We start from the raw sequence: 15,546 nt of genomic DNA on the forward strand, positions 1-15,546 counted from the left end.
TCCGGAACCCGGCAACTCGCCCCGTACGACGATAAAAGTGCCGCCTAAGCCCGCGACACGCACCGTGCGCCTCCTGTGCGCCCTATGTCGCGAGAGAACCTTCCTTCGATAGGCTGTACTTACATCCGCCACCGCGCATATGACCGCGGTGCTGCCCCGAGGGCCTTCGGGTGTCGTACGTTCTCCAGTACATTCGCAGCGAGCCAGCGAAGATCTCGCACAGTCACAAGGAGTGTCATCGGACGATGGCCGGTCCAGCGTTCCGCGCCGCCGCCGTACGGGTGCGCGTCCCCGCCAGCAGTGCCAACCTCGGCCCGGGCTTCGACGCCCTCGGTCTGGCCCTGGGGCTCTACGACGACGTCGTCGTCCGGGTGGCCGACTCCGGCCTGGACATCGACATCGCGGGCGAGGGCGCCGACACCCTCCCGCGGGACGAGAGCCACCTGCTCGTACGCTCCATGCGCACCGCCTTCGACCTGCTGGGCGGACAGCCCCGCGGCCTCGAGGTCGTCTGCGCCAACCGCATCCCGCACGGGCGCGGCCTCGGCTCCTCCTCCGCCGCCATCTGCGCCGGCATCGTCGCCGCCCGCGCCGTGACCATAGGCGGAGAGGCCAGGCTCGACGACGCGGCGCTGCTGGAGCTCGCCACCGAGATCGAGGGCCACCCCGACAACGTCGCCGCCTGTCTGCTCGGTGGCTTCACCCTGGCGTGGATGGACGGGGGCAGCGCCAAGGCGATCCGGATGGAGCCCGCCGATTCCATCGTTCCGGTGGTCTTCGTCCCCTCCAAGCCGGTCCTGACCGAGACCGCGCGCGGCCTGCTGCCGCGCACCGTCCCGCACGTGGACGCGGCGGTCAACGCGGGTCGCGCGGCCCTGCTCGTGGAGGCCCTGACCAGGCGTCCCGAGTTCCTGCTGCCGGCCACCGAAGACCGCCTCCACCAGGAGTACCGGTCCCCCGCGATGCCCGAGAGCGTGGCACTCGTGGGCCGACTGCGGGCGGACGGCATCCCCGCGGTCATCTCCGGCGCGGGCCCCACGGTCCTCGCGCTGGTCGACAACGGCGCGGCCGACAAGGTCGCGCGGCTCGCGGGCGAGGGATGGGCCGCCAATCGGCTCGCACTCGACGCCGCGGGCGCGAGCGTCCTTCCCCTGGGAACCCAGGGCGGCCACGGCGTGTAGCAGCAAAACGCGGCGTCGACGACGCGGCCGGTCAGGGGCGGACGGTCAGGGCAGGCCGTCCGCGCCCGAAGGGCGCGATTGCCGGTGATGGAGAGGGGGAATGTCTGTTGGATCCGGTAGTGTTAGTCTCAAGTGCGCATCCGAAGCCGCCATGGCTCGGTGCTCAGTGTCCCCATTCGGGACCACCTTTCTTCCGGGAGCCTCCCCGACTGCTTTGATCACTTCCAGCAGTTTCGAGCACGCTCCGGAATCGGCGTGACATTCCCACGCTTTCAGCTCGGGGGCTTCTCGCCGGACCACCCACGTACATGCACGTGCACGTTTCTCTCCGCCGTATCTCTACCGGCGGACCACCGCCCCGGCACGGTCCATTAATCCAGGACCGTTGTCGGACAGCACAACCGGTCGCCGAGCCAGACAGGCCGACGTCCGCTCCAGGGAAGGACCCTTCGTGAGCGACACCACCGATCTGATGGGCGCTGCCGACACCAATGTCGACGCCAGTGCCCCCGCCGCGGGCGCCGCGACCAAGCGTCGCCGCACCGGCACGGGCCTTGAGGGCATGGTCCTGGCCGAGCTGCAGCAGGTCGCGTCGGGCCTCGGCATCAGGGGCACCGCGCGCATGCGCAAGAGCCAGCTGATCGAGGTCATCAAGGAGGCGCAGGCGGGTGGCGGCAGTGCCCCCAAGGCCGCGTCCTCCGCTGCGGCCGGCGCCGCCGACACCGCCGAGGCCAAGCCGAAGCGACGCGCCACCAGCAAGGCCCGCACGAGCGAGGCCGCCGTAGAGGCGCCCGCCGAGAAGCCTGCCGCGCAGGCGCAGATCGAGATCCCGGGCCAGCCGGCCAGCGACGACGCCCCGGTCGGCGAGCGCCGCCGCCGTCGGGCCACCGCCCCCTCCGGCAGCCCCGAGGGCTCGGCTCCCGCCGCGGTGCAGGTCGAGCAGAAGACCGAGACCGTCAAGACCGAGACCCTCGCCGCGCAGCCCGACACCAGGACCGAGGCCGCCACGGCGGTCTCCGGCCAGGCGCAGGGCCAGGACGGCGAAGGCCGCGGCCGCCGCGAGCGCCGTGACCGGGGTGCCGACCGCGGTGACCGCGCCGAGCGCGGCGACCGCCAGCGCGACCGCCGTGACCGTGGCGCCAAGGCCGACGACCAGGGTCAGGGCGGCCAGGGTCAGGGCGGCCAGGGTCAGGTCCAGGCCGTACAAGGTGGCCAGGGCGGTCAGGGCGGCGGCCGTCAGGACCGCGCCGACCGTCAGGACCGCCAGCAGGGCGGCCGCGGCCAGGGCCAGGGCCAGGGCCAGCAGGGTCGTCAGGACCGCCAGGATAGCGGCCCGCAGGACGATTTCGACGACGAGGGCGGCCGTCGTGGCCGTCGTGGCCGCTACCGCGACCGCCGTGGCCGCCGTGGCCGTGACGAGTTCGCCCCGAGCGAGCCGCAGGTCGCCGACGACGATGTCCTGATCCCCGTCGCGGGCATCCTCGACATCCTCGACAACTACGCGTTCATCCGGACCTCGGGCTACCTGCCCGGCCCCAACGACGTGTACGTCTCCCTCGCTCAGGTCCGCAAGGCCGGTCTGCGCAAGGGCGACCACACCACCGGTGCCGTGCGCCAGCCCAAGGACGGCGAGCGCCGCGAGAAGTTCAACGCCCTCGTGCGTCTGGACTCGGTGAACGGCATGGCGCCCGAATCCGGCCGCGGACGCCCGGAGTTCCAGAAGCTGACCCCGCTGTACCCGCAGGACCGGCTCCGTCTGGAGACCGACCCGGGCGTGCTGACCGGCCGGATCATCGACCTGGTCGCACCGATCGGAAAGGGTCAGCGTGGTCTGATCGTCTCGCCGCCGAAGGCCGGCAAGACGATGATCATGCAGGCGATCGCCAACGCGATCACCGTCAACAACCCCGAGTGCCACCTGATGGTCGTCCTGGTCGACGAGCGTCCGGAAGAGGTCACCGACATGCAGCGGTCGGTCAAGGGCGAGGTCATCTCCTCGACCTTCGACCGCCCGGCCGAGGACCACACCACCGTCGCCGAGCTGGCCATCGAGCGCGCCAAGCGTCTCGTCGAGCTGGGTCACGACGTGGTCGTCCTGCTGGACTCCATCACCCGTCTGGGCCGCGCGTACAACCTCGCGGCGCCCGCCTCCGGCCGGATCCTGTCCGGTGGTGTCGACTCGACCGCGCTCTATCCGCCGAAGCGCTTCTTCGGTGCCGCGCGCAACATCGAGGACGGCGGCTCGCTGACCATCCTGGCCACCGCGCTGGTCGACACCGGCTCGCGCATGGACGAGGTGATCTTCGAGGAGTTCAAGGGCACCGGCAACATGGAGCTCAAGCTCGACCGGAAGCTCGCCGACAAGCGCATCTTCCCCGCGGTGGACGTCGACGCGTCGGGCACCCGCAAGGAGGAGATCCTGCTCAACAGCGAGGAGCTCTCCATCACCTGGAAGCTGCGCCGGGTGCTGCACGCGCTCGACTCGCAGCAGGCGATCGAGCTGCTGCTCGACAAGATGAAGCAGACGAAGTCGAACGCCGAGTTCCTGATGCAGATCGCGAAGACGACCCCGTCGGGCAAGAACGACGACTGACGTCCCGCGCGCATCACCGCAGCCGCCCCCGCCGCACCCGCGGCGGGGGCGGCCGCGTTTGCGCCGGGCGCGGGCGCGGGACGGCGTACGCGACAGGCGGCGTACGGCGGCACGTGCGCGGCCGCGGTGCGACCTTCGACACAGTCCCGCTCGCCGTGAAGCTCCGTACGCGGGCCCGCGCCTGCCAGGGAAACCGCAGGTGGAAGCGGTGTCACGCGGCGTGCGTCGCGGTGGCCGCGCGACCGGGCGGCGGTCCGACGGCCGGGGAGGCCGTGGAACCCTGGAGCGCGTACGCCCGTCTGTGTCAGGGGACCTCGGGGTCGAAACGGGGCGGAAAGCCGCCCGCGGCGGACCGGGGACCGGGGCCCGGGGACCGGGACCGGACGGACCCAGGACTGAGGAGAGCATGAGCCAGGACAGCAGGGGCCGCGGCCGACGTGCCGCAGGCGGCCGCCGACGCAGGACGCCGCAGCGCCGCAAGGCCCTCACCATCGCCGCGTGGACCGCCGCCGGGGTGGTCCTGCTGGGCGGGGCGGGCCTCGGCTACTTCTACGTCAAGTTCAACGGCAACCTGAAGACCGTCGACATCGACCAGGCCCTGGGCGCCGACCGCCCGCAGAACGTCGACAACGGCTCGATGGACATCCTCGTCCTCGGCTCGGACTCCCGCGGGGGAGCCAACGCCGAGTACGGCCAGGACGACGGCGGCTCCGCCCGCTCCGACACCGCGATGATCCTCCACCTGTACGAGGGCCACGAGAAGGCCAGCGTCATATCGATCCCGCGCGACACCATGGTCGCCCGTCCGGCCTGCACCGCCGCGAACGGCAAGACCGACACGGGCGGCCCGCGCAAGCAGTTCAACGAGTCGTTCACCATCGGCGGCGCCGCCTGCGCGGTCAAGACCGTCGAGAAGATGTCGGGGATCCGCATGGACCACTACATCGAGGTGGACTTCGCGGGCTTCAAGAAGATCATCGACAACCTCGGCGGCGTCGAGGTGACCACCACCAAGCCGATCAAGGACGAGGACAGCCACCTCGACCTCGCGGAGGGCACCAACAAGCTCAACGGGGAGCAGGCCCTCGGCCTCGTCCGGACCCGCAAGACCGTCGGCGACGGCGGCGACCTGGGCCGAATACAGCTCCAGCAGGCCTTCATCAAGGCTTTGATCAAGCAGGTCAAGGGCATCGGCGTCTTCGACAACCCGAAGCGGCTGCTCGACCTCGCCGACTCGGGGACCAAGGCGCTCACCACCGACAAGGCGCTCGGCGACGTGAAGTCCCTCATGGGCTTCGCCCAGGGCCTGCAGAGCATCGACGCCCAGGACATGCACATGATCACCCTGCCGGTGACCGTGGACCCGCGCGACCCCGATCGCGTCGCCCCGCTGTCCAAGGAGTCCAAGATGGTCTGGGACGCCCTCCTGGCGGACCAGCCGATCCCCGCCGAGGCCACCGCGAAGTCGATGGGCGACAAGAGCTCGGCCGGCGGGATCGTCCGGTAGGGCCCCTGCCGGACCCGGTCCGCACCCCGGCGGAATAGATGCCCGCCCCTCCCCGTTGAGGGAGGCGTCCTCAGAATTTTGACAGGCAGCCCGGTCCTGGCAGACTGGTCTGTCGGCCCCGGTTCACGCAGCGCGCAATTCGGCTCCTGCGACCCGGCGCCCTCCCGATCTAGGAGACACCTTGAAGAGCGAGATCCACCCCCAGTACGTCGAGACCCAGGTCAGCTGCACCTGTGGCGCGTCGTTCACCACCCGTAGCACCCTGACCGAGGGCAACATCCGCGCCGAGGTCTGCTCCGAGTGCCACCCGTTCTACACGGGCAAGCAGAAGATCCTCGACACCGGTGGCCGCGTGGCCCGCTTCGAGGCCCGCTTCGGCAAGGGTGCGGCCAAGAAGTAGCGCGACCCGGGCGCCGGTCCCCGGCCGCTCCCTGTCCACGCGGGGGCGGCCGGACCGGCGCCTTTGTCGTCGTCTCGCCACGTCACCCAATTCGTACTTTCACCACAGGAGCCCCCGATGTTCGAGGCGGTCGAGGAACTGATCGGCGAGCACGCCGATCTTGAGAAGAGGCTCGCCGACCCTTCGGTCCACTCGGATCAGGCCAACGCGCGCAAGCTGAACAAGCGCTACGCGGAACTGACTCCGATCGTCGCCACCTTCCGAGCGTGGAAGCAGACGTCCGAGGACATCGAGACGGCCAAGGAGTACGCGGCCGTCGACCCCGACTTCGCGGCCGAGGTCAAGGAGCTGACGGCGCAGCGCGAGGAGCTCACCGAGAAGCTCCGCCTGCTGCTCGTCCCGCGCGACCCCAGCGACGACAAGGACGTGCTCCTTGAAGTCAAGGCGGGCGCGGGCGGCGACGAGTCGGCGCTGTTCGCCGGCGACCTGCTGCGCATGTACCTGCGCTACGCCGAGCGCGTGGGCTGGAAGACCGAGATCATCGACGCCACCGAGTCCGAGCTCGGCGGCTACAAGGACGTCCAGGTCTCCGTCCGCACCAAGGGCGGCAACGGTGCCACCGAGCCCGGCCAGGGCGTGTGGGCCCGCCTGAAGTACGAGGGCGGAGTGCACCGCGTCCAGCGGGTTCCGGCCACCGAGTCCCAGGGCCGCATCCACACCTCCGCCGCCGGCGTGCTCGTCACTCCGGAAGCCGAGGAGGTCGAGGTCGAGATCAACATGAACGACCTCCGCATCGACGTCTACCGCTCCTCCGGCCCCGGCGGCCAGTCCGTCAACACCACCGACTCGGCCGTGCGCATCACGCACCTGCCCACCGGCGTGGTCGCCTCCTGCCAGAACGAGAAGAGCCAGCTCCAGAACAAGGAGCAGGCCATGCGCATCCTGCGCTCGCGCCTGCTGGCGGCAGCGCAGGAGGCCGCCGAGCAGGAGGCCTCCGACGTGCGCCGCAGCCAGGTGCGCTCCGTGGACCGGTCCGAGAAGATCCGTACGTACAACTACCCGGAAAACCGGATCTCGGACCACCGCACCGGCTTCAAGGCGTACAACTTGGACCAGGTGCTCGACGGCGACCTCGACGCGGTCATCCAGGCCTGCGTAGACACGGACTCCGCGGCCAAGCTCGCCGCCGCACACTGACCTGCCCCGCAACACCCCCCGTACGACAGCAGCCCGGAGGACCAGCGTGAACTTGCTGCTTGCCGAGGTGGCCCAGGCCACTCAGCGGCTGGCCGCCGCCGGCGTGCCCTCACCGCGCTTCGACGCGGAGGAGCTCGCGGCCTTCGTGCACGGCGTCAAACGGGGGGAACTGCACCAGGTCAAGGACGTGGACTTCGACGCCCGCTACTGGGAGGCCGTCGCCCGCCGCGAGGCCCGCGAGCCGCTCCAGCACATCACCGGCCGCGCCTTCTTCCGGTACCTGGAGCTCCAGGTCGGGCCCGGGGTCTTCGTCCCCCGGCCCGAGACCGAGTCGGTCGTGGACTGGGCCATACACGCGGTCCGGGCGATGGACGTGGTCGAGCCGCTGATCGTCGACCTGTGCAGCGGATCCGGCGCCATCGCGCTGGCCATGGCACAGGAGGTGCCGCGCTCGCGCGTGCACGCGGTCGAGCTGTCCGAGGACGCCCTGCGGTGGACCCGCAAGAACGCCGAGGGCTCCCGGGTCACCGTCCATCAGGGCGACGCGCTGAGCGCCCTGCCGGAGCTCGACGGCCAGGTCGACCTGGTGATCTCCAATCCGCCGTACATCCCGCTCACCGAGTGGGAGTACGTGGCCCCCGAGGCCCGGGACCACGACCCGGAGATGGCGCTCTTCTCCGGCGAGGACGGCCTCGACACCATCCGCGGCATCGAACGCACCGCCCACCGGCTGCTGCGGCCCGGCGGCATCGTCGTCGTCGAGCACGCCGACACCCAGGGCGGCCAGGTCCCGTGGATCTTCGCCGAGGAACGGGGCTGGGCCGACGCGGCCGACCACCCGGACCTCAACAACCGCCCGCGCTTCGCGACGGCCCGCAAGGCCCTGCCGTGACCGGCGCGACGATGACCGCCACCACCCTGCTGCACGAGGAGGCTCACTGATGGCCCGGCGATACGACTGCAACGACGCGACGGACCGCAAGACGGGCCTGCGTGAAGCCGCATCCGCCGTGCGCCGCGGCGAGCTCGTCGTGCTGCCCACCGACACCCTGTACGGGATCGGCGCGGACGCCTTCAGCCCCGAGGCCGTCCACGACCTGCTCGCCGCCAAGGGCCGGGGCCGCGGTATGCCCACCCCCGTGCTCATCGGCTCCCCGAACACCCTGCACGGCCTGGTCACGGACTTCTCCGAGCAGGCGTGGGAGCTCGTCGACGCCTTCTGGCCCGGCGCGCTGACCCTCGTCGCCAAGCACCAGCCGTCGCTGGCGTGGGACCTGGGGGACACGCACGGCACCGTGGCCGTACGGATGCCCCTGCACCCCGTCGCGATCGAGCTGCTGACCGAGGTCGGCCCGATGGCGGTGTCCTCGGCCAACCTGACCGGGCACCCGGCGCCCGAGGACTGTGACGCGGCGCGCGAGATGCTCGGGGATTCCGTTTCCGTGTACCTGGACGGCGGGCCGACGCCCGGCATCCAGCCGTCGTCGATCGTCGATGTCACCGGGAAGGTTCCCGTCCTGCTGCGTGAGGGCGCGCTGACCGCGGACCAGCTGCGGGAGGTCGTACCCGACCTCGAGGTCGCCCCGTGAGCCCTGAGGGGCGTGGCATAGCAACGGGGCACCTTCCAGCGGCCGCTGGGGGAGGCGCCTTCCGCATACTCCACGTCAGCACCGGCAACGTGTGCCGCTCTCCCATCACGGAGCGGCTGACACGGCACGCCCTGTCGCACCGCCTGGGCGGGCTCGTCACCGGGGACCTCATCGTGGAGAGCGCCGGCACGTGGGGGCACGAGGGCGCCCCGATGGAGGCGAACGCGGCCGCGGTGCTGGCGGACTTCGGCGCCGACGCGACCGGATTCACCGGGCGGGAGCTGCTGGACGAGCACGTCATACGGGCCGACCTGGTGCTGACGGCCACGCGCGACCACCGGGCCCAAGTCATCTCGATGGGCCACTCGGCGGGTCTGCGGACCTTCACGCTCAAGGAGTTCACCCGGCTGGTCCGGGCCATAGATCCGGCCACGCTGCCGCCGCTGGACGACGGCATGGCGGAGCGGGCGCGCTCCCTGGTCCGCGCCGCCGCGGCGCTTCGGGGCTGGTTGCTGGCCCCGTCGCCGGACGCGGACGAGGTGTACGACCCGTACGGGGCGCCGATCACGTTCTTCCGCTCGATCGGCGACGAGATCAACCAGGCGCTGGACCCGGTGGTCACCGCCCTGACGGGCGTCACCGCTTCCCGCTGATCCGCCGCCGCGCGGGGATATCCCCGCCCCTCCCTTTTCCACCGCTCCCCGGACCTGCCCGCGCTCGCGCCTCAATCGCCGGCGGGGCTCGAAGGCACCGGACTCCGCCCGGCCCCGGCTGATGGGGCGCGGCCCCGGCGGCGGGCCGCAGGGCGTCCAGGCCGGGCCCGGCCTACAGTGGCTGGTACCGGTAGCCCCCTTCGCGCGGGAGTCGTGCCATGACCGTCACCACCGAGCAGCCGGCGGAGCTCCTGCGACGGCAGGATCCGCAGATGGCCGACATCCTCGAAGGGGAGCGGCATCGGCAGGCCACCACACTGCAGCTGATCGCCGCCGAGAACTTCACCTCACCCGCCGTACTGGCCGTGCTCGCCTCCCCGCTCGCCAACAAGTACGCCGAGGGGTACCCCGGCGCCCGCTACCACGGCGGATGCGAGTACGCGGACCAGGCCGAGCACCTCGCCGTCGAGCGTGCCGCCCGGCTGTTCGGGGCCGAACACGCCAATGTGCAGCCGCATTCCGGCTCCTCCGCCGTGCTGGCCGCGTACGCCGCGCTGCTGCGGCCGGGGGACACCGTACTGGCGATGGGACTCCCGTACGGGGGGCACCTCACCCACGGGTCGCCCGCCAACTTCTCCGGGCGGTGGTTCGACTTCATCGGATACGGCGTGGACGCGGAGAGCGGGCTCATCGACTACGAGCAGGTGCAGCAGCTCGCGCGCACGAACCGGCCGAAAGCCATCGTCTGCGGGTCCATCTCCTACCCCCGCCACCCCGAGTACTCGGCCTTCCGCGAGATCGCGGACGAGGTCGGCGCCTATCTGATCGTCGACGCCGCCCATCCGATCGGGCTCGTCGCCGGCGGGGCCGCGCCGAGCCCCGTCCCGTACGCGGACATCGTCTGCGCGACCACGCACAAGGTGCTGCGCGGGCCGCGCGGCGGGATGATCCTGTGCGGCGCCGAATTCGCCGAGCGGGTCGACCGGGCGGTGTTCCCCTTCACGCAGGGCGGCGCCCAGATGCACACCATCGCCGCCAAGGCCGTGGCCTTCGGGGAGGCCGCGGCCCCCGCCTTCACCACGTACGCCCACCGGGTCGTCTCCAATGCCCGGGCCCTGGCGGAGGCGCTGGAGGACCACGGCTTCATCGTCACCACCGGCGGCACGGACACCCACCTCGTCACCGCCGATCCGGCTCCGCTGGGCATCGACGGTCCGACGGCGCGCGGCCGGCTCGCCGCCGCCGGGATCGTGCTCGACACCTGCGCCCTCCCGTACGGGGACCAGCGCGGCATCCGGCTCGGGACGGCGGCCGTGACCACGCAGGGCATGGGCGAACCGGAGATGGTCCGGATCGCCTCGCTGTTTACCGCCGCACTGCACGGGGAAGCCGCGGAAACCCGTACGGAGGTCAACGAGATGACGCGCGGATTTCCCCCGTACGGGGAGTAAGTGGGGCAAGAAGGGCGTACCGCAACCGGGATACCGCCCCCTCGCGTCCTCGGGGGAGGGAACATCGCAGCTAATGTGTGGGGCTGAGATGGCCGGCGATACATCTGGGGCAGCCCGTGCGTGAATATCTGCTGACGCTTTGCGTCACGGTCGCGGTGACCTACCTGCTGACCGGGCCCGTGCGGAAGTTCGCGATCGCGGTCGGGGCGATGCCGGAGATCCGTGCCCGGGACGTCCACCGCGAGCCCACTCCACGGCTCGGCGGCATCGCCATGTTCGGCGGACTGTGCGCGGGACTGCTGGTCGCCGACCACCTGCAGAACCTCAACGGCGTCTTCGAGCTCTCGAACGAACCCAGGGCGCTGCTCTCCGGCGCCGCACTGATCTGGCTGATCGGCGTCCTCGACGACAAGTTCGAGCTCGACGCCCTGATCAAGCTCGGCGCACAGATGATCTCCGCCGGTGTGATGGTCATGCAGGGCCTGACGATCCTGTGGATCCCGGTCCCGGGCGTCGGCACGGTCGCGCTCACCCAGTGGCAGGGAAACCTGCTCACCGTGGCCCTGGTCGTCATCACCATCAACGCGGTGAACTTCGTGGACGGCCTCGACGGCCTCGCCGCCGGCATGGTCTGCATCGCCGCCGCCGCGTTCTTCCTCTATGCGTACCGGATCTGGTTCGGCTACGGCATCGAGGCGGCGGCGCCCGCGACGCTCTTCGCCGCGATCCTGATGGGCATGTGCCTGGGCTTCCTGCCGCACAACATGCATCCCGCCCGCATCTTCATGGGCGACTCCGGCTCGATGCTCATCGGTCTGGTGCTGGCCGCCGCCGCCATCTCCATCACCGGGCAGGTGGACCCGGACGCGATGGCGCTGTTCGCGGGCGGTGAGCGCAACGCGACGCACGCGATGCTGCCGGTCTTCATCCCCCTGCTGCTGCCGCTGACGATCATCGCCATCCCGATGGCGGACCTGATCCTCGCCATCGTGCGGCGTACGTGGAACGGCCAGTCGCCCTTCGCGGCCGACCGCGGGCACCTGCACCACCGGCTGCTGGAGCTCGGGCACTCGCACAGCCGCGCCGTCCTGATCATGTACTTCTGGTCGGGGCTGATCGCCTTCGGGGCGGTGGCGTACTCGGTGCACTCCGCCTCGATGTGGATCGTGCTGGCGATCGCCGCGCTGAGTGCGGTGGGCCTGGTCCTGCTGCTCCTGCCGCGGTTCACCCCGCGCGCCCCGCAGTGGGCCGAGCGCCTGGTGCCGCCGCGCTACCGGCACGCCGAGCGGGCCGCGGCGGCGGCGGCCGAGGCGGCCGCGCAGGAAGCCCCGGCCGTGGAGACGGAGCTCGCGAGGCCGATCGCGGTGGGCGTCTCCGGCGTCAACGGGGCGACCGCCATCGGCGCCCGTTCGCGCTTCCCCGACCGGCGCAAGGCCGGATCCGCGCGCTGACCCTTCCGGCGCATGTCCGACATGAATGCCCTTTACCAGACAAGACGGCCTGTTGTCCTGCACACACGCGCAGGGTCCCTCTCATGTGTGACAGTCAGCACACCCGGCAGGTAAAGCTCTCATCAAATAGTTTGTGATACCGTTCACTAAACCCGGCGACGGAGCCGAAGGACCGTAGTGCGACGGTCCATTGGCCCGAGGATCCCACTCGGACCGGGCTTACGCTCGTCCTGTACGAGTCCCGTGCCCCCACCACCACGCGGAGCAAACCGCCATGCGGTCAGATGACGTCCGATCCCTCCTGCAAGCCGCTGTACCCACCGCTGTCGCCGGCGCTCTCGCCGCTGTGATCAGTGCGTTGGTCGTCGGCGGCAAGGGTGCGGTCGGTGCCGTCGTCGCGACGCTGGTGGTGATTCTCTTCATGGGCATCGGATTCGTCGTTCTGCAGCGCACGGCGAAATCGCTCCCGCATCTCTTTCAGGCCATGGGTCTCATGCTCTACACGACCCAGATCCTGCTGCTCTTCGTCTTTGTCGCCGTGTTCAAGAACACCACGCTGTTCCACCCCAAGGCGTTCGCGATCACGCTTGTGGCCACCACCCTCGTGTGGATCGGCGCGCAGACTCGTGCTCACATGAAGGCCAAGATTCTTTACGTCGAACCGGACTCGATGAAGGGCGACAAGCCCGATAATTCGGGGCCGAAGTCGTGAAGGGTAGGGCCGGGATAAGTGGGCGTTCGAGATCCTGCTATCGTCCGGTGCCAACTGCGGCACTGCGGGCGCGGGCATCTGAGCTGACGCCTGTTCCATCGCGAGGCTCGATGCCTGATAGCCGCCCCACCATCCGTTACACCAGTCCAGTGCCGAACCGCGGCTGTGCGCCGCGCCGACACAACGAGGTTGCCGTACCTATGCGCCACGCTGAAGGAGCCCTGCGGTGAGTGCTGCTGACATGACGCTCGCCTTCGATATCAACTGTCATTTCGAAGACGGCACTGGCTGCGGCTTCCCGGGCCCGACCCTGTACTCGTTCCTGTTCAAGCCGATCTTCGGTGACGCGGACAGCGGCCTGTACTTCAACAAGACGATGCTGCTGGCCCTTCTGGGCTCGGTGATCATCGTCGGCTTCTTCTGGGCCGCGTTCCGGAAGCCGAAGGTCGTCCCGGGCAAGCTGCAGATGATCGCCGAAGCCGGCTACGACTTCGTGCGCCGCGGCATCGTCTACGAGACGCTGGGCAAGAAGGAGGGCGAGAAGTACGTCCCCTTCATGGTCGCGACGTTCTTCTTCGTCTGGATCATGAACCTGTGGTCGATCGTGCCGCTCGCCCAGTTCCCGGTGACCGCCGTCATCGCGTATCCGGCGGGCCTCGCCCTCGTCATCTACGTGATGTGGATGTCGGTGACCTTCAAGCGCCACGGCTTCGTGGGCGGCTTCAAGAACATCACGGGCTACGACAAGACCCTCGGCCCGGTTCTGCCGATGGTCATGGTGATCGAGTTCTTCTCGAACGTCATCGTCCGCCCCTTCACCCACGCGGTCCGACTGTTCGCGAACATGTTCGCCGGTCACACCCTGCTGCTGCTGTTCACCATCGCCAGCTGGTACCTGCTGAACGGGATCGGCATCGCCTACGCCGGTGTCTCGTTCGTCATGGTGATCGTGATGACCGCGTTCGAGCTCTTCATCCAGGCTGTGCAGGCGTACGTCTTCGTGCTCCTGGCGTGCAGCTTCCTGCAGGGCGCGCTCGCCGAGCACCACTGAGCGCGGCCCGCTCCAGCAATCCCCCCAGTCGTCCGGTGGCCAACCCCCACCGGTCCGTGAAAGAGAAGGAAGAACTGGCATGTCCCAGACCCTTGCTGCCGTCACCGGTTCCCTCAGCTCCGTTGGCTACGGCCTCGCGGCGATCGGCCCCGGCGTCGGCGTCGGCATCATCTTCGGTAACGGCACCCAGGCGCTCGCCCGTCAGCCCGAAGCTGCCGGTCTGATCCGCGCCAACCAGATCCTCGGCTTCGCCTTCTGTGAGGCGCTCGCCCTCATCGGTCTGGTCATGCCGTTCGTCTACAGCTGACGAACACCACGACTAGTCCGTATCGACGAAAGGCACTGATGTGAACCTCCTGGTTCTCGCGGCCGAGGAGCCTCAGAATCCCCTCGTCCCGCCGATCCCCGAGCTCGTCATCGGTCTGATCGCCTTCGTCATCGTCTTCGGTTTCCTCGCGAAGAAGCTCCTCCCGAACATCAACAAGGTTCTGGACGAGCGCCGCGAGGCCATCGAGGGCGGTATCGAAAAGGCAGAAGCCGCTCAGACCGAGGCTCAGAGCGTGCTGGAGCAGTACAAGGCCCAGCTCGCCGAGGCCCGGCACGAGGCCGCGCGCCTGCGCCAGGAAGCGCTGGAGCAGGGCACTGCGCTCAAGGAAGAACTGCGCGCAGAAGGCCAGCGGCAGCGTGAGGAGATCATCGCTGCCGGCCACGCCCAGATCGCGGCCGACCGCAAGGCCGCCTCTCAGGCGCTGCGTCAGGACGTGGGCAAGCTCGCCACCGACCTGGCCGGCAAGCTCGTCGGCGAGTCCCTTGAGGACCACGCCCGGCAGAGCCGCACCATCGACCGTTTCCTCAGCGAGCTCGAGGAGAAGGCTGCGTCGACTGGGGCCGCCCGATGAACGGAGCGAGCCGCGAGGCGCTGGCCTCCGCGCGTGAGCGTCTCGACGCGCTGACGGACAACACGTCCGTCGACGCGGCGAAGCTCGCCGGTGAGCTGGCTGCCGTCACCGCGCTGCTCGACCGTGAGGTCTCGCTGCGTCGGGTCATCACGGACCCGGCGCAGTCCGGCGAGGCCAAGGCCGAGCTGGCCGGCCGGCTGCTCGGCGGTCAGGTCGGCGGGGAGACCCTCGACCTGGTGTCCGGCATGGTCCGGTCCCGCTGGTCGCAGTCCCGCGACCTGGTGGACTCGCTGGAGGAGCTGGCGGCCACCGCCGACCTCACGGCGGCCCAGCAGAGCGACGCACTCGACAACGTCGAGGACGAGGTGTTCCGGTTCGGCCGGATCGTCTCCTCGAGCACCGAGCTGCGTGCCGCGCTGACCGACCGGGCGGCCACCGCCTCCGCCAAGAGCGAGCTGCTGCGCAGCCTGCTCGGCGGCAAGGCGAACGCCGTCACCGAGCGCCTGATCATCCGTCTCGTCACGCAGCCGCGTGGACGTAGCCTGGAAGCGGGACTCGAATCCCTTTCCACGCTCGCCGCCGGGCGCCGCAACCGCATGGTCGCCACCGTGACCACCGCGGTTCCGCTCAGCGACGTGCAGCGGCAGCGTCTCGGCGCGGTCCTGGCCAAGCTTTACGGCCGCCAGATGCACCTGAACCTCGACGTGGACCCCACGGTCCTCGGCGGGATCGTGGTGCGGGTCGGCGACGAGGTCATCGACGGCACCATCGCGGACCGCCTCGAAGAGGCGTCCCGCCGCATGGCCGGCTGACCAGTAACCAATAGAACCAAAGCATTCCTAGCGGCCCGGTTGGGCCGTGC

Annotated in this window: 15 protein-coding genes; all 15 read left to right on the plus strand. The window is 70.0% G+C overall.

Translation table 11 applies throughout. The annotated features are described in order from the left end of the window. The first annotated feature begins 245 nt into the window (after positions 1-245). The 15 genes from thrB to ABZX75_RS15285 all read left to right on the plus strand — a co-directional run bounded on the left by thrB (position 246) and on the right by ABZX75_RS15285 (position 15,496). A complete protein-coding gene (gene thrB / locus ABZX75_RS15215; RefSeq protein ID WP_355410636.1) occupies positions 246-1,181 on the plus strand; it encodes a homoserine kinase in 936 nt (311 codons plus the stop codon). A 451-nt stretch (positions 1,182-1,632) separates the two neighbouring features. Then, positions 1,633-3,774 carry a transcription termination factor Rho gene (rho, locus tag ABZX75_RS15220; RefSeq protein WP_355410638.1) on the plus strand — a complete coding sequence of 714 codons (2,142 nt, stop codon included), beginning with the start codon at positions 1,633-1,635 and terminating at the stop codon, positions 3,772-3,774. 406 nt (positions 3,775-4,180) lie between these two features. Beyond that, positions 4,181-5,281, plus strand: a complete 1,101-nt coding sequence (locus ABZX75_RS15225; protein WP_355410639.1) for an LCP family protein — start codon at positions 4,181-4,183, stop codon at positions 5,279-5,281. 181 nt (positions 5,282-5,462) lie between these two features. After that, positions 5,463-5,681 carry a 50S ribosomal protein L31 gene (gene rpmE / locus ABZX75_RS15230; protein WP_073911511.1) on the plus strand — a complete coding sequence of 73 codons (219 nt, stop codon included), beginning with the start codon at positions 5,463-5,465 and terminating at the stop codon, positions 5,679-5,681. Between the two features lie 117 nt (positions 5,682-5,798). Further along, positions 5,799-6,878, plus strand: coding sequence for a peptide chain release factor 1 (gene prfA / locus ABZX75_RS15235; RefSeq protein WP_355410640.1), 1,080 nt, complete (start codon positions 5,799-5,801; stop codon positions 6,876-6,878). 46 nt (positions 6,879-6,924) lie between these two features. Next, positions 6,925-7,770, plus strand: coding sequence for a peptide chain release factor N(5)-glutamine methyltransferase (prmC, locus tag ABZX75_RS15240; RefSeq protein WP_355410641.1), 846 nt, complete (start codon positions 6,925-6,927; stop codon positions 7,768-7,770). A 49-nt stretch (positions 7,771-7,819) separates the two neighbouring features. After that, on the plus strand, positions 7,820-8,467 hold the full coding sequence (locus tag ABZX75_RS15245; protein WP_355410642.1) for an L-threonylcarbamoyladenylate synthase: 648 nt from the start codon (positions 7,820-7,822) through the stop codon (positions 8,465-8,467). Positions 8,468-8,484: 17 nt separating this feature from the next. Continuing rightward, positions 8,485-9,120 carry a protein-tyrosine-phosphatase gene (locus ABZX75_RS15250; protein WP_355410789.1) on the plus strand — a complete coding sequence of 212 codons (636 nt, stop codon included), beginning with the start codon at positions 8,485-8,487 and terminating at the stop codon, positions 9,118-9,120. Positions 9,121-9,338: 218 nt separating this feature from the next. Continuing rightward, the gene (glyA, locus tag ABZX75_RS15255) at positions 9,339-10,571 is read left to right on the plus strand and encodes a serine hydroxymethyltransferase (RefSeq protein ID WP_355410644.1); all 1,233 of its coding nucleotides are present in this window, start codon (positions 9,339-9,341) and stop codon (positions 10,569-10,571) included. Between the two features lie 116 nt (positions 10,572-10,687). Beyond that, positions 10,688-12,022: an MraY family glycosyltransferase gene (locus ABZX75_RS15260; protein ID WP_355410645.1), complete on the plus strand. Its 1,335-nt coding sequence runs from the start codon at positions 10,688-10,690 to the stop codon at positions 12,020-12,022. A gap of 274 nt (positions 12,023-12,296) precedes the next feature. Next, complete coding sequence (locus ABZX75_RS15265) at positions 12,297-12,734, plus strand: hypothetical protein (RefSeq protein WP_355410646.1); 438 nt, start codon at positions 12,297-12,299, stop codon at positions 12,732-12,734. A gap of 241 nt (positions 12,735-12,975) precedes the next feature. Next, positions 12,976-13,785: a F0F1 ATP synthase subunit A gene (gene atpB / locus ABZX75_RS15270; RefSeq protein WP_355410790.1), complete on the plus strand. Its 810-nt coding sequence runs from the start codon at positions 12,976-12,978 to the stop codon at positions 13,783-13,785. Between the two features lie 79 nt (positions 13,786-13,864). Then, positions 13,865-14,092, plus strand: coding sequence for an ATP synthase F0 subunit C (gene atpE, locus ABZX75_RS15275; RefSeq protein WP_030386954.1), 228 nt, complete (start codon positions 13,865-13,867; stop codon positions 14,090-14,092). 40 nt (positions 14,093-14,132) lie between these two features. Further along, positions 14,133-14,684, plus strand: coding sequence for a F0F1 ATP synthase subunit B (locus ABZX75_RS15280; RefSeq protein ID WP_355410648.1), 552 nt, complete (start codon positions 14,133-14,135; stop codon positions 14,682-14,684). Continuing rightward, complete coding sequence (locus ABZX75_RS15285) at positions 14,681-15,496, plus strand: F0F1 ATP synthase subunit delta (RefSeq protein WP_355410649.1); 816 nt, start codon at positions 14,681-14,683, stop codon at positions 15,494-15,496. The genes ABZX75_RS15280 and ABZX75_RS15285 overlap by 4 nt, the downstream gene beginning before the upstream one ends. Positions 15,497-15,546: the final 50 nt, after the last annotated feature.

This window comes from Streptomyces sp. NPDC003038, from assembly GCF_040611115.1.
Taxonomy (GTDB): domain Bacteria; phylum Actinomycetota; class Actinomycetes; order Streptomycetales; family Streptomycetaceae; genus Streptomyces.

Coding starts and splice junctions, on each gene's coding strand:
- prfA (WP_355410640.1), top strand. CDS start 5,799: ATGTTCGAGGCGGTCGAGGAACTGATCGGCGAGCACGCCGATCTTGAG.
- atpB (WP_355410790.1), top strand. CDS start 12,976: ATGACGCTCGCCTTCGATATCAACTGTCATTTCGAAGACGGCACTGGC.
- thrB (WP_355410636.1), top strand. CDS start 246: ATGGCCGGTCCAGCGTTCCGCGCCGCCGCCGTACGGGTGCGCGTCCCC.
- ABZX75_RS15265 (WP_355410646.1), top strand. CDS start 12,297: ATGCGGTCAGATGACGTCCGATCCCTCCTGCAAGCCGCTGTACCCACC.
- ABZX75_RS15245 (WP_355410642.1), top strand. CDS start 7,820: ATGGCCCGGCGATACGACTGCAACGACGCGACGGACCGCAAGACGGGC.
- glyA (WP_355410644.1), top strand. CDS start 9,339: ATGACCGTCACCACCGAGCAGCCGGCGGAGCTCCTGCGACGGCAGGAT.
- ABZX75_RS15285 (WP_355410649.1), top strand. CDS start 14,681: ATGAACGGAGCGAGCCGCGAGGCGCTGGCCTCCGCGCGTGAGCGTCTC.
- atpE (WP_030386954.1), top strand. CDS start 13,865: ATGTCCCAGACCCTTGCTGCCGTCACCGGTTCCCTCAGCTCCGTTGGC.
- ABZX75_RS15225 (WP_355410639.1), top strand. CDS start 4,181: ATGAGCCAGGACAGCAGGGGCCGCGGCCGACGTGCCGCAGGCGGCCGC.